The 12,703-nt window shown below is 69.6% G+C and carries 11 protein-coding genes and 2 pseudogenes; 9 read left to right on the forward strand and 4 right to left on the reverse strand.

Annotated elements, in window-relative coordinates; translation table 11 throughout:
* Positions 1 to 134, reverse strand: a pseudogene (locus ASJ79_RS08390) (DUF4191 family protein); the annotation flags it as partial.
* Here ASJ79_RS08390 and ASJ79_RS08395 point away from each other — a divergent pair.
* The 3 genes and pseudogenes from ASJ79_RS08395 to ASJ79_RS08405 form a co-directional block, all read left to right on the forward strand.
* Positions 120 to 1,346 (forward strand): annotated as a pseudogene (locus tag ASJ79_RS08395) (DNA polymerase Y family protein); the annotation flags it as partial. The pseudogenes ASJ79_RS08390 and ASJ79_RS08395 sit on opposite strands and share 15 nt — an antisense overlap.
* A gap of 46 nt (positions 1,347 to 1,392) precedes the next feature.
* Positions 1,393 to 1,821, forward strand: a complete 429-nt coding sequence (locus ASJ79_RS08400; RefSeq protein WP_067954256.1) for a MarR family winged helix-turn-helix transcriptional regulator — start codon at positions 1,393 to 1,395, stop codon at positions 1,819 to 1,821.
* Between the two features lie 14 nt (positions 1,822 to 1,835).
* Positions 1,836 to 2,258, forward strand: a complete 423-nt coding sequence (locus ASJ79_RS08405; protein WP_067954257.1) for an organic hydroperoxide resistance protein — start codon at positions 1,836 to 1,838, stop codon at positions 2,256 to 2,258.
* Here the strand turns inward: ASJ79_RS08405 and ASJ79_RS08410 are convergent.
* The gene (locus tag ASJ79_RS08410) at positions 2,245 to 3,294 is read right to left on the reverse strand and encodes a nucleoside hydrolase (protein ID WP_082753730.1); all 1,050 of its coding nucleotides are present in this window, start codon (positions 3,292 to 3,294) and stop codon (positions 2,245 to 2,247) included. The two genes, ASJ79_RS08405 and ASJ79_RS08410, sit on opposite strands and share 14 nt — an antisense overlap.
* Positions 3,295 to 3,347: 53 nt before the next feature.
* On the opposite strand from ASJ79_RS08410, the gene ASJ79_RS08415 reads away from it, so the two are divergent.
* The 4 genes from ASJ79_RS08415 (at position 3,348) to ASJ79_RS08430 (ending at position 9,541) form a co-directional block, all read left to right on the forward strand.
* Positions 3,348 to 4,214 (forward strand): MaoC/PaaZ C-terminal domain-containing protein, encoded by an 867-nt coding sequence (locus tag ASJ79_RS08415; protein ID WP_067954258.1) that lies wholly within the window; start codon positions 3,348 to 3,350, stop codon positions 4,212 to 4,214.
* A gap of 127 nt (positions 4,215 to 4,341) precedes the next feature.
* Positions 4,342 to 5,475 (forward strand): diguanylate cyclase domain-containing protein, encoded by a 1,134-nt coding sequence (locus tag ASJ79_RS08420; RefSeq protein ID WP_231750785.1) that lies wholly within the window; start codon positions 4,342 to 4,344, stop codon positions 5,473 to 5,475.
* 31 nt (positions 5,476 to 5,506) lie between these two features.
* Positions 5,507 to 8,800, forward strand: coding sequence for an error-prone DNA polymerase (locus ASJ79_RS08425; RefSeq protein WP_067954260.1), 3,294 nt, complete (start codon positions 5,507 to 5,509; stop codon positions 8,798 to 8,800).
* A gap of 99 nt (positions 8,801 to 8,899) precedes the next feature.
* Positions 8,900 to 9,541 (forward strand): nitroreductase family protein, encoded by a 642-nt coding sequence (locus tag ASJ79_RS08430; protein ID WP_067954261.1) that lies wholly within the window; start codon positions 8,900 to 8,902, stop codon positions 9,539 to 9,541.
* A gap of 7 nt (positions 9,542 to 9,548) precedes the next feature.
* Here ASJ79_RS08430 and ASJ79_RS08435 read toward each other — a convergent pair whose 3' ends face one another.
* Positions 9,549 to 10,013 (reverse strand): tRNA (cytidine(34)-2'-O)-methyltransferase, encoded by a 465-nt coding sequence (locus ASJ79_RS08435; RefSeq protein WP_067954262.1) that lies wholly within the window; start codon positions 10,011 to 10,013, stop codon positions 9,549 to 9,551.
* 17 nt (positions 10,014 to 10,030) lie between these two features.
* On the opposite strand from ASJ79_RS08435, the gene ASJ79_RS08440 reads away from it, so the two are divergent.
* Entirely contained in the window at positions 10,031 to 10,693 is a 663-nt protein-coding gene (locus ASJ79_RS08440; protein WP_067954263.1) for a bifunctional 2-polyprenyl-6-hydroxyphenol methylase/3-demethylubiquinol 3-O-methyltransferase UbiG, read from the forward strand.
* Here ASJ79_RS08440 and ASJ79_RS33090 read toward each other — a convergent pair.
* On the reverse strand, positions 10,672 to 10,824 hold the full coding sequence (locus ASJ79_RS33090) for a hypothetical protein (RefSeq protein ID WP_197420130.1): 153 nt from the start codon (positions 10,822 to 10,824) through the stop codon (positions 10,672 to 10,674). The genes ASJ79_RS08440 and ASJ79_RS33090 overlap by 22 nt on opposite strands.
* Positions 10,825 to 11,138: 314 nt before the next feature.
* Between ASJ79_RS33090 and ASJ79_RS08445 the strand changes: the two genes are divergently transcribed.
* A partial coding sequence (locus tag ASJ79_RS08445) for a HAMP domain-containing protein (protein WP_156448339.1) occupies positions 11,139 to 12,703 on the forward strand: 1,565 nt, incomplete at its 3' end.

Below are 12,703 nucleotides of genomic sequence, written 5' to 3' on the forward strand. Positions count from 1 at the left end.
ACGCGCCACTTGCCGCGCAGATTGTCCAGCGCCCACGCGGCCGCACCGGTCTGCCCTTCGGCCTTGCGGTACACCGACTTCTGCGCACGGCGACCGAAGATGATGAACGCCACCAACGCACCGAGCAGACCGCCGCCGAGCGGCTGGTCGATGCGGTGGCCGCCGCGGGCGCCGAATGCCAGGTCGGGGTGGCCGATCAACTGCCCACCGCGGTCTTCGCCGCCCGGGCCGGCCGGATCGTCGGCGCGGGGGAGGATGCGGCGTTCCTGTCGGGGCTGTCCATCCGGCAGCTGGCCGCCGAACCGAGCCTCGCGCCCGCCCCGCGGGGAGATCTGACCGATCTGTTGTGGCGCATGGGAATCCGGACCATAGGCCAGTTCGCCGAACTGTCGCGCAGCGACGTGGCCTCCCGGTTCGGTGCCGACGCGGTCGCCGCGCACCGCATCGCGCGCGGCGAACCCGCGCGGGGCCCGTCGGGGCGGGAACCCGAGGCCGAGCTCGACGCGGTGATGAACTGTGACCCGCCGATCGACCGGGTCGATGCGGCCGCGTTCGCCGGCCGGTCGCTGGCCGGCGAGCTGCACCGCGCCCTGGCGGCCGCCGGGGTGGGGTGTACCCGGCTGGCCATCCATGCCGTGACCGCCGCCGGCCAGGAGCTGGAACGCGTCTGGCGATGCGCGGAGCCGCTGACCGAGGACGCCACCGCCGACCGGGTGCGCTGGCAACTCGACGGGTGGCTGAACCGCCGCAATGCGCAGGACCGGCCCACGGGGCCGATCACGGTGCTGCGGCTGCGGCCGGTGGAGGTCGTGTCGGCCGAGGCGCTGCAACTGCCGTTGTGGGGAGGTATCGGCGAAGAGGACAGGCTGCGGGCGCGCCGGGCGCTGGTGCGGGTGCAGGGCCTGCTCGGTCCCGATGCGGTCAAGGTGCCGGTGCTCAGCGGCGGGCGCGGTCCGGCCGAGCGCATCACCTTCACCCCACTCGGCGATGAGCTTGTGCCGCAGTCGGATCCGGAGCAGCCGTGGCCCGGTCAGCTACCCGAACCGTCGCCGACGGTACTGCTCGACGACCCCGTCGAACTGTTCGACGCCGACGACAACGCGGTGCGGGTCACCGGCCGTGGACTGTTCTCCACCGCCCCGGTGCGGCTGCACGCCCCGGGGCGGTCCGGCCGGCTGGCGTGGTGGACGGGCCCGTGGCCCGTCGACGAACGGTGGTGGGATCCGGCCTCGGCCAAGACCGGAAGGACCGCCAGGGCGCAGGTGTTGCTCGACGCCGATCCCGCGCAGGCCCTGCTGCTGTGTTACCGGCAGCGGCGTTGGTACCTCGAAGGAGTCTATGAGTGATCCCAGTTTGGTTGTACACAATTGAATTGTGAGCTACCGTTTGGGCATGGCACCGCTGAGTCTCGACGAGCACCTCTGTTTCGCCCTGTACTCGGCATCGCGCGCCATGACCGCGGCCTACCGCCCGCTGCTGGCCGAGCTCGGCATCACCTACCCGCAATATCTGGTGCTGCTCGTCCTCGGTGAAGAGGGTGGCATCTCGGTCGGTCGACTCGGCGAGCGGCTGCAGCTCGATTCGAGCACCCTCTCGCCGCTGCTCAAACGCATGGAGGCCGGCGGGCTGGTGCGCCGCCAACGCAGCGAAACCGACGAGCGTCAGGTCGAGGTCACACTGACCGCTGACGGAAAGCGGTTGCGGCGCAAGGCGGAATGCATTCCGGACAAGCTCTTTCCGCTGACCGGGCTGACGCCCGACCAGGCGATGCAATTGCGCGACAGCATCTCCCGGCTCACCGATGCACTCATCCACTCCTAGGAAAGGCAGACCCCATGAAGGTCCTCTACACCGCAGAAGCGCTCGCCACCGGAGAGGGACGCGACGGTCACGGCCGCACCTCCGACGGCAAGCTTGATCTCGATCTGGCCATCCCGACCGAAATGGGTGGCACCGGCAACGGCACCAACCCCGAGCAGCTCTTCGCCGTCGGCTACGCCGCCTGCTTCCATTCCGCGCTGCGACTTGTCGGACGTCAGGAGAAGGTCGACGTCACCGATTCCGCGGTCGGTGCCCGCGTTCAGATCGGACCGAACGACAGCGGCGGCTTCGGGCTGGCCGTCGAACTGGAGGTCACCCTGCCCAACGTCGACCACGACACCGCGGTGCAGGTGACCGAGAAGGCGCACCAGGTGTGCCCGTACTCGAACGCCACCCGCGGCAACATCGACGTCACGCTCGTGGTCACCGACGACTGACGTCGCCCAGCTGTGCCGCGAACGCGCCCACGCGCGCGATGAACCGGTCGAAGAAGGCCGCCGGATCGACCTCGACCCCGATGAGCGCGTTGGGTTCTCGTCCCCACCGGTGACTCCAGTCGGCGATCGTCATGCCCCGGGTCAGGGTGCCCGTCAACTCCACGTCCACCGGCGCGGGACGGCACCGCACCAGCGCGGTGTCCAGCGCGACCGCGGCGGCGAGCGGGTCGTGCAGGTGCGCGAGGTAACCCTCGCCCTGGTCGTGATGGAACTCGAAGTAGAAGCGCATCGCATCCTCGAGCACCCGGATCAGCGGGTTGGACGCCGTCGACACGGTGCCGCGCGGGTCATGCGCCGACATCGGGGTGGACGTCGACTCCGCGGCCTCGGCCAGCCGGCCCAACAACTGCGGGGTCATCGCGGCGTGCTCGGTCAGGTTGAGCCCCAACACAATCGGGAGGTGTGAGGCTCCTGCGGTGTTCCACGCGGCGAACACCTCGGCCGCCGCCTCGGGGTCGACGCTGACGTTCCACTCCGCCACCCGGGTGGTGTTGCCGCGGTAGTCGAACGCGCCGCCCATGATCACCAGCCGGCCGAGCAGCCGGGGCAGTGCGGGCTCGGCGCGCAGCGCGAGAGCCAGGTTGGTCAGCGGTCCGGTCGCGATGCCGATCAGCCGGCCGGGGTGGGCGTGCGCGGCGCGCACCCATGCCTGCGCGGCGTCGTGGTCGGTCGGTTTCGTTGTCGGATCGGGCAATTGCGCGTACCCGAGGCCCTGTGGTCCGTGCGTGTCCTCGGCGGTGCGCAGCGGCGCCACCAGCGGGGTCTCGCGGCCCCGCGACACCGGCACCCCGGTGATCCCGCACAGCTCGAGCAACGCGAGGTTGTTCCGGCAGACGGCGTCCATCCCGACGTTCCCCGCGGTGGACGCGATCCCGACCAGATCGGTCTCGGGGCTGCCGAACAGATAGACCAGTGCCATCGCGTCGTCGACGCCGGTGTCGACGTCGATGAACACCGGTCGGCGCGCTCCGCTCACCGGTGCATGCTCACCTGCGACCGCCGGAACGTCAAACCGGCTACTCTCTGGCCATGCCGCTCGATCCCGACGCCATCGGTGCGACGACACCGCCGCAACTGTTCACGTGGACCGACCGTGACACGCTGCTGTACGCCCTCGGCGTCGGTGCGGGCACCGCCGATCTCGCCCTCACCACGGAGAACAGTCACGACATCGACCAGCAGGTGCTGCCGACCTACGCGGTGATCGCGTGCTCGCCGTTCGCCGCCGCCACCAAGATCGGCTCGTTCGACTTCAGCAGGCTGCTGCACGGATCTCAGAGCATCCGGGTGTTCGCCCCGCTTCCACCGTCGGGCAGCCTGAGCGTCGTCAACGAGGTGGCCGACATCCAGGACAAGGGGGAAGGCAAGAACGCGGTCGTGATGCTGAAGGCGACCGGCAGCGACCCCGACACCGGCCAGGTCGTCGCGGAGACGTTGACCACGCTGGTAATCCGCGGTGCGGGCGGGTTCGGTGGCCGCCCCGGACAGCGTCCGCCGGCGCCGGAGATCCCCGAGCGTGAGCCCGATGCGCGGTTGGCGTTGCCGACCCGCGAGGACCAGGCGCTGATCTACCGGCTCTCCGGTGACCGCAACCCGCTGCACAGCGATCCGTGGTTCGCCGCCTTGGCCGGATTCCCGAAACCGATCCTGCACGGCCTGTGCACCTACGGGGTGGCGGGCCGTGCGCTGGTCACCGAGCTGGGCGGGGGTGACGCCGCGAAAGTCACCGCGATCGCGGCCCGGTTCACCTCACCGGTGTTTCCCGGCGACACGCTGACCACGTCGATCTGGCGGGTGGGTGAGGGCCGCGCGGTGTTCCGCACCGAGGCCGCCGCGGCCGACGGATCCGATGCCCGGCTGGTGCTCGAGGACGGCGAGGCCGAATTCGCCGGCTGACCGCGGAACCGCTGAAAACGCAAACGCCTGGGAAAATATTTGCTGGGCTGGTAGCCTTCGCGCAGGGTGGGCCGATTTGATCTGGACCTGGGGCGCTTGGCACGGGGGTAAGCGGATGTTTGATGGTTTGCGGAGTTCTTCTGGTTCCGCGATCAGCCCTGCGCTGTGGCGCTCTGACCAGTACTACTGGTTTACTGCGGTCCTCGCCGCGCGCGGTCAGCAGACCCCGGCAGCCCGGCTCGTGGCGCTGTGCATCGCGGTGTTGGGGCTGCTGCCGGTGAGCCTGACCGTCAGCCGGCTTGGCCCGCAGGGTCTTCCCCTTCGGATCGTCGCGATCGTCATCGCCCTCGGCTCGCTGGCGATGGCGGGGCTGTGGTTGCGGGACCGGTGGCCCACCCGCGCACAGTCGCTGGTGTGTGTGGTGCTGGGCTCGGTCGCCATCGGAACGGCCGCGCTGTCCGTCCCGAGTCCGACCGTCGGTTTTCTGGGCGCCGCGACCTACGTGGTGCTCAGTGTGTTCGTGGTGTGCTTCCACGCCCCCCGGCTGCTGGCGCTGACCTGGACGCTCGCCGCGGCGGTGCTCGCGGTGCTGTTCGTTCGGCAGGCCGCGATCGACCTGACGGTCGCGATCTGCTCGCTGGTGGTGGTGGTACTGCTGAACGTGTTCGTCGCGTTCTCCTGCCGCACGGTGATCAAACTTCTCCAACCCGACGCGCACCACGGCGACATCGAGCAGCTGACCGGTTTGCTCCACCGGGACGCGTTCTACAGCTCGGTGGCCACGCTGCTGGCCTCGCGCAGCCGCAGCGACGACAAGTTCCTGGTCGTCGTCGCGGTGAACATCGACAGCTTCTCGCTGCTGCTCGGACTGTCCGGCTCGGGTGGCGGCAACCGGGCCCGGGTGACGGTCGGGCAGGCGCTGCGCGAGACGGTGCGGCACAACGCGATCGTCGCGCACGTCTCCGACGACGACTTCCTGATCGCCGACACCTTCACCACCGCCGACGCGTCCCCGCTGGTGGAACGGATCCGCGGGGCGATCGCCGCGACGCCGCAACGGCTGACGGCCAGCATCGGCGTGGTCTGCACACCGTTGCCACCGCTGGCCGCCGAACCCCCCGACGAGGTCCTCGACAAGCTGATCGGCATCGCCACCCAGGCGATCGAGCAGGCGCGCATGGCGGGTGGCAACCAGGTCCGTTACGTGCTGCGTCCCAACCTCGAAGGAGACGACGGGAACGGCAACGGCCTGACCGCCTGACTCTCGAACGCCTGTTCGATACACTGGCCCGGTGGGTTGGCACACCGGGCCGCCGAGTTGGGGCGAGATGCAGCGCGTGCTGGAGGGTAAGCCGCGCCGCGCCGGCTGGCCGATAGATGCCCAGGTCGGCGACGGTGGGGACAGCCCGGCCTGGTCGCGTAGACGCGGGCGGTACGAGGCGCCCGAAATGGCCCGGCCCGGCGCCTCGGTGCCGTATGCCGAACTGCACGCGCACTCGGCCTACAGCTTTCTCGACGGCGCCAGCACGCCGGAGGAGCTCGTCGAGGAGGCGGCCCGGCTGGATCTGCGGGCCATCGCGCTGACCGACCACGACGGTCTCTACGGCGTGGTGCGGTTCGCCGAGGCGGCGCGGGAGCTCGACGTGGCCACCGTGTTCGGCGCCGAACTGTCGCTGGGCGGCGGTACCCGCACCGACGTCCCCGATCCGCCCGGCCCGCACCTGCTGGTGCTGGCGCGCGGGCCGGAGGGGTACCGGCGGTTGTCGCGGCAGCTGGCCTCGGCGCATCTGGCCGGTGGGGAGAAAGGCGTGCTGCGCTACGACTACGACGCGCTCACCGAGGCCGCGGGCGGGCACTGGCAGATCCTCACCGGGTGCCGCAAGGGTCACGTACGCCGGGCGCTGTCCACCGGCGGCCCGGAGGCGGCTGAGGCCGCGCTGGCCGACCTGGTCGACCGGTTCGGTGCGAGCCGGGTCACCGTCGAGCTCACCCACCACGGTCATCCGCTCGACGACGAACGCAACGCGGCGCTGGCCGCGCTGGCCCCCCGGTTCGGCGTCGGCGTCGTCGCCACCACCGCCGCACACTTCGCCGAACCGTCGCGGGGCAGGCTCGCGATGGCGATGGGGGCGATCCGGGCCCGCAACTCCATCGACGAGGCGGCGGGTTACCTTGCGCCGCTGGGGGGTTCGCATCTGCGTTCGGGGGAGGAGATGGCGCGGATGTTCGCCCACTGTCCCGAGGTGGTGACGGCCGCCGCCGAACTCGGCGAGCAGTGCGCGTTCGGCCTGGCGCTGATCGCCCCGCAGCTGCCGCCGTTCGACGTACCCGCCGGGCATACCGAGAACAGCTGGTTGCGGCACCTGGTGATGCAGGGCGCACGGGAGCGCTACGGACCTCCGGAGCGGGCTCCCCGCGCGTACGCCCAGATCGAGCGCGAGCTTGCGGTCATCGAACAGCTGAACTTTCCCGGCTATTTCCTGGTGGTGCACGACATCACCCGGTTCTGCCGGGAGAACAACATCCTGTCCCAGGGCCGGGGGTCGGCGGCCAACTCCGCGGTCTGCTACGCGCTCAAGGTCACCAACGTCGACCCGATCGCCAACGACCTGCTGTTCGAACGCTTCCTGTCCCCGGCCCGCGACGGACCCCCCGACATCGACATCGACATCGAATCCGACCTGCGCGAGAACGCGATCCAGTACGTCTACCAGCGCTACGGCCGGGAGTACGCCGCCCAGGTGGCCAACGTGATCACCTACCGCGGACGCAGCGCGGTGCGGGACATGGCGCGTGCGCTCGGGTTCTCCCAGGGGCAGCAGGACGCCTGGAGCAAGCAGTTCAGCCAGTGGGGCAGCCTGTCCGAGGCCGCGCACACCGAGGACATCCCCGAGCCGGTGATCGACCTGGCCAGGCAGATCTCCAACCTGCCGCGGCACCTGGGTATCCACTCCGGCGGCATGGTGATCTGCGACCGTCCGATCGCCGACGTGTGTCCGGTCGAATGGGCGCGGATGGAGAACCGCAGCGTCCTGCAATGGGACAAGGACGACTGCGCGGCAATCGGTTTGGTGAAGTTCGACCTGCTGGGCCTCGGTATGCTCTCGGCGCTGCACTACGCCATCGACCTGGTCGCCGAACACAAGGGCATCGAGGTCGACCTGGCCAAGCTGGACCTGTCCGAACCGGCCGTCTACGAGATGCTGCAGCGCGCGGATTCGGTGGGGGTGTTCCAGGTGGAGTCGCGCGCCCAGATGGCCACGCTGCCCCGGCTCAAGCCGCGGATGTTCTACGACCTGGTGGTCGAGGTGGCCCTGATCCGGCCCGGGCCCATCCAGGGTGGTTCGGTGCATCCGTACATCAAGCGGCGCAACGGGCAGGAGGCCGTCACCTACGAGCATCCCTCGATGGAATCTGCACTGCGAAAGACGTTGGGGGTGCCGCTGTTCCAGGAACAGCTGATGCAGCTGGCGGTCGACTGCGCCGGATTCTCACCGGCCGAGGCCGACCAGTTGCGGCGGGCGATGGGCTCGAAACGCTCGACGGAGAAGATGCGCCGGCTGCGGGGACGCTTCTTCGACGGCATGGCCGACAAGCACGGCATCACCGGCGAGGTGGCCCAGCGGATCTACGAGAAGTTGGAGGCGTTCGCCAATTTCGGTTTCCCGGAGAGCCATTCGCTGAGCTTCGCGTCGCTGGTGTTCTATTCGTCGTGGTTCAAGCTGCACCATCCCGCGGCGTTCTGTGCGGCGCTGCTGCGCGCCCAGCCGATGGGCTTCTACTCGCCGCAGACCCTGATCGCCGACGCCCGCAGGCACGGCGTGGTGGTCCGGCGCCCGGACGTCAATGCCAGCCTGGCCTACGCCACGCTGGAGAACCACGGGTTGGACGTGCGGCTGGGTCTGGGCAGCGTCCGCCACATCGGCGACGACCTGGCCGAACAGCTGGTCGAGGAGCGGAAAGCGCACGGACCCTTCGCATCTCTGACCGATCTGACCCGGCGGGTGCAGCTGTCGGTGCCCCAGACCGAGGCGTTGGCCACCGCGGGTGCGCTGGGCTGCTTCGGGATCACCCGCCGCGAGGGCCTGTGGGCCGCGGGTGCGGCGGCCACCGAGCGGCCCGACCGGCTGCCCGGGGTCGGGTCGGCGTCGCACGTGCCCTCGCTGCCGGGCATGACCGAATTGGAGTTGACCGCCGCGGACGTCTGGGCCACCGGGGTGTCGCCGGACCGGTATCCGACGGAGTTCCTCCGCGAGGACCTGGTGGCGATGGGGGTGGTCCCGGCCGACCAGCTGCTGTCGGTGCCCGACGGCACACGGGTGCTGGTGGCCGGGGCGGTGACCCACCGGCAGCGCCCGGCCACCGCCCAGGGCGTGACGTTCCTGAACCTCGAAGACGAGACCGGGATGGTCAATGTGATGTGTTCCCAAGGGGTCTGGGCCAGGCACCGCAAGCTGGCCCAGACCGCGTCGGCGCTGGTGGTGCGCGGCATCGTGCAGAACGCGACCGGGGCCGTCACCGTGGTGGCCGACCGGATGGGCAAGCTCAGCCTGCGGGTGGCGTCGAAGTCCCGCGACTTCCGCTGACCCTCCCGCCGAAATGGCATTCCAGCAGCGAAAGTTCGAGTACACAGCTGACCAGGTGCAATCTCGGCGTGGGTCGGCGGCGTGGGTAGGCTCGGGACGATGACACTCAATCTTTCCGCGGACGATGTTCTGACGACCACCCGCTCGGTGCGCAAGCGATTGGATTTCGACAGGCCGGTGCCCCGCGAGGTGCTGATGGAGTGCCTGGACATCGCCCTGCAGGCGCCGACGGGTTCGAACAACCAGGGCTGGCAGTGGGTGTTCGTCGAAGATCCGGAGAAGAAGAAAGCGCTCGCCGACATCTACCGCACCAACGCAACGCCGTATCTCAACACGCCCAAGCCGTCCCGGGGCGACATGCGTGACGAGCAGCGGCCCCGCGTCGAGGATTCCGCGCGGTACCTCAACGAGCACCTCGATGAGGTCCCGGTCATGTTGATCCCGTGCCTGGAAGGCAAGCCGCAGGACACCGTGTCGGGCGCCAGCGCAGGCTACTGGGGTTCGCTGCTGCCCGCGGTGTGGAGCTTCATGCTGGCGCTGCGTTCCCGGGGCCTCGGCTCGGCGTGGACCACGCTGCACCTGCTCGGTGACGGTGAACGGCAGGCCGCCGACATTCTCGGCATCCCGTTCGACAACTACAGCCAGGCCGGGCTGTTCCCGATCGCGTACACCAAGGGCACCGACTTCCGCCGCGCCAAGCGGCTGCCGGCCGAGCAGGTCACCCACTGGGACACCTGGTAGTCCGGGATCAGACCGCGCCGTCGAACCCGTGCTGGCGCCACGCCTCGTAGACGGCGACCGCGGCGGCGTTGGACAGATTCAGTGAACGCCGCCCGGCCAGCATCGGGATCCGCACCTGGGACGTGATGTGCGGGTCGGCCAGCGTGGCCGGGTCCAGTCCGGTCGGTTCCGGGCCGAACATCAGCACGTCGCCCGGCCGGTAGGCGATGTCGGCGAACGACGTGGTGGCATGCGCGGTGAACGCGAACACCCGCGCCGGCGTCACCGCGGCCCATGCGGTGGCGAGGTCGGCGTGCACGGTGACCGACGCGAGATCGTGGTAGTCCAGCCCGGCGCGGCGCAGCTTCGGTTCGGACAGGTCGAAGCCGAGCGGCTCGACCAGGTGCAGCTCGCACCCGGTACCCGCCACCATCCGGATCGCGTTGCCGGTGTTGGGCGCGATGCGCGGCGAATAGAACAGCACCTTGAACACACCGGGATAATGCCAGCATGGTCGAGACGAGTCTCTGGATGCAGAAGGTTGCGGCCGATCCCGGGCATTCGCGTTGGTACATCGAGCGATTCCGGGCGATGGCACGCGCCGGAGACGACCTGGTCGGCGAGGCCCGGCTGGTGGATGCGATGGCGCCGCGCGGTGCCCGCATCCTCGATGCCGGTTGCGGCCCCGGCCGGGTGGGCGGGTATCTGGCCGCGGTCGGTCACCAGGTGGTCGGCGTCGACGTCGACCCGGCGCTCATCGAAGCCGCCGAGCAGGACCATCCGGGGCCACGGTGGCTCGTCGGCGACCTCGCCGAAATGGACCTGCCCGCACGCGGCATCGCCGAACCGTTCGACCTCATCGTCTCGGCCGGCAACGTGATGACGTTCCTGGCCCCGAGTACCCGGGTTCAGGTGCTGGAACGGCTGCGGGCCCACCTCAAGGACGACGGCCGCGCCGTGATCGGTTTCGGCGCCGGCCGCGATTACGCCTACCCGCAGTTCCTCGACGACGCGGCCAGTGCCGGGTTCGCGCCCGATCTGCTGTTGTCGACCTGGGATCTACGGCCGTTCGTCGAGGGCTCCGACTTCCTCGTCGCAGTTCTCCGGCCGAGCTGTTCTCCGGCCGAGCGGTTCTCCGGCCGGATAGGCCTTCAGTCCAAGCAGGATTCGTAAGTGGCGATGGAGATCAGGCCGGCGAGTGTGTCGACGTCGACCACTTCGCTGCACATCGCTCGCATCAAGGGAGAGTCACCGATTTCGGAGGCATCGGCCAGCGTGGCCACCTCCACGCCGTTGCGGACCATTTCGCACCTCCGAGTGTGAGTGCCAGGGTACCCATTGTGACGCATTTCTCACTTCACCTGATGCGCCAATTCTTCCCGTGTCGGGCCGGCGGACGGCCTCGAACGCGTAACGATCGCCTACCGTTTCGGTGGAGGGGTTGGTGACGCGTCCGAAAGAGGTTTGCCGGCACTGATTTTGGCTAACTACCGGGGAGTTTGCGGGCCGCTGCTGTTCAGTGCCGACAGTGGAATCCGCGGCATCCGGCTGGCATACTCGTCCAATTGCCAGGCCCACCAGGTCCGCCCGCCTGACGGCGCCGTCATCAGGAAGCAGCATGAACGACCCTCGATCAGGATTTCGCGCGCGCCCGCCGCGATGGGCGCTGTCCAACTGGCCGATCCGGGTGAAAGTCCTCGCCCTCGTGGTCGTGCCGCTGATGCTGGCATGTCTTTTCGGTGGGTTGCGCGTCTACGCCAGTGCGACTGACGCTTCGGAGCTACGGCGTGCCTCCGAGCGCGCCGACATGGTGCCCGCCGTCGTCGACTACATGGCCGACCTCGAGACCGTCATGGTGACCGCGACCGAGGGCGGCGATCCCAGGGAGTCGATGACCGCCTTCGAGGCCGGCAAGTCGGAACTGCAACACTTCCTCGGCAGCACGCCGGTGGACGACGACGTCCGGCTGGCCGTCAACACCCTCGTCGACTACGGGCAGAACCTGCTCGACAGGATCACCGCCGGCGACATCGACCTGCGCACCCGGGTGATGACGTACGGACCGCTGCTCATCACCGCGCAGACCGCGATCACGGGTCTGGTCGGCACCGACGACGCGCAGGTGCGGTCGGAGGCCGACACGTTGTCCCGGGCGGTCGGCGCCCGCGGCCAGATGGCGATGCAACGGATGCTGGTCAACCGCGGTGCCGAACTGCCCGAGCCGCTGCTGCGGTCGGCGATGGTCACCGTCGCGGGGACCGAGCCGGCGACCGTCACCGCGCTGGGCGCCTACGTCGGCGGCGCGACCGAGGACGCCGCGGCGCTGCGTTCGGAGATGGTCAAGCGGATGGCGATGCTGTCCGAGCCGGCGACCGTGCTGGTGGGCAATGCCGAGTTGCTGGCCTCCCAGAAGGTCACCGGGGACATCGCCGGCAGGGTCATCGCGCAGACCGCAGCCGACATCCCGGCGACGGTGGCACGGCAGGCAGATGACGCACGCAGCGCGGCGATCCGGGACGCCGCGGTGATCGGCGCGGCGATCCTGCTCGCGCTGATCCTCGTCGCGCTGGTGGCCCGGTCCATGGTGCGGCCGCTGCGCACGCTGCGTGACAGCGCGTTGAAGGTGGCGCACGAAGACCTGCCGCGCGAGGTCGAGCACGTGCGCACAGACGGCAAGGAGTTCTCCGTCCAGCCGACCCCGGTGCACACCAGCGAGGAGGTCGGTCAGGTCGCGCACGCGGTCGACGAACTGCACCAGCAGGCGGTCATGCTCGCCGGTGAGCAGGCCCGGCTGCAGATGCAGGTCACCGACATGTTCGAGACGCTCTCGCGGCGCAACCGGTCGCTGGTCGACCAACAGCTCGCGCTGATCGACCGGCTGGAGCGCGACGAGCAGGACCCGGCGCGGCTGGAAAGCCTGTTCCGGCTGGACCACCTCGCGGCGCGGATGCGGCGCAACGGCTCCAACCTGATGGTGCTGGCCGGCGCGGAGGTCTCGCGGGAGCAGGCCGGGTCGGTGCCGGTCACCGCGCTCGTCAACGCCGCGGCGTCGGAGGTCGAGGACCGGCACACCACCGCACTGCTCGAGGACGCCGACGTGCTGCTCGCGGTCGGCACCGCACTGGGCGAGATCACCAGCAACTACTTCACCTTCGCGCCGAAGGGCCGGCTGGTCCACATCGA

It is taken from the genome of Mycobacterium sp. NAZ190054 (genome assembly GCF_001545925.1).
GTDB lineage: Bacteria > Actinomycetota > Actinomycetes > Mycobacteriales > Mycobacteriaceae > Mycobacterium.

Excerpts from the sequence above, each read along its gene's own strand:
- ASJ79_RS33090 (WP_197420130.1), bottom strand. The coding sequence starts at position 10,824 with ATGGTCCGCAACGGCGTGGAGGTGGCCACGCTGGCCGATGCCTCCGAA.
- ASJ79_RS08405 (WP_067954257.1), top strand. The coding sequence starts at position 1,836 with ATGAAGGTCCTCTACACCGCAGAAGCGCTCGCCACCGGAGAGGGACGC.
- ASJ79_RS08415 (WP_067954258.1), top strand. The coding sequence starts at position 3,348 with ATGCCGCTCGATCCCGACGCCATCGGTGCGACGACACCGCCGCAACTG.
- ASJ79_RS08430 (WP_067954261.1), top strand. The coding sequence starts at position 8,900 with ATGACACTCAATCTTTCCGCGGACGATGTTCTGACGACCACCCGCTCG.
- ASJ79_RS08440 (WP_067954263.1), top strand. The coding sequence starts at position 10,031 with ATGGTCGAGACGAGTCTCTGGATGCAGAAGGTTGCGGCCGATCCCGGG.
- ASJ79_RS08400 (WP_067954256.1), top strand. The coding sequence starts at position 1,393 with ATGGCACCGCTGAGTCTCGACGAGCACCTCTGTTTCGCCCTGTACTCG.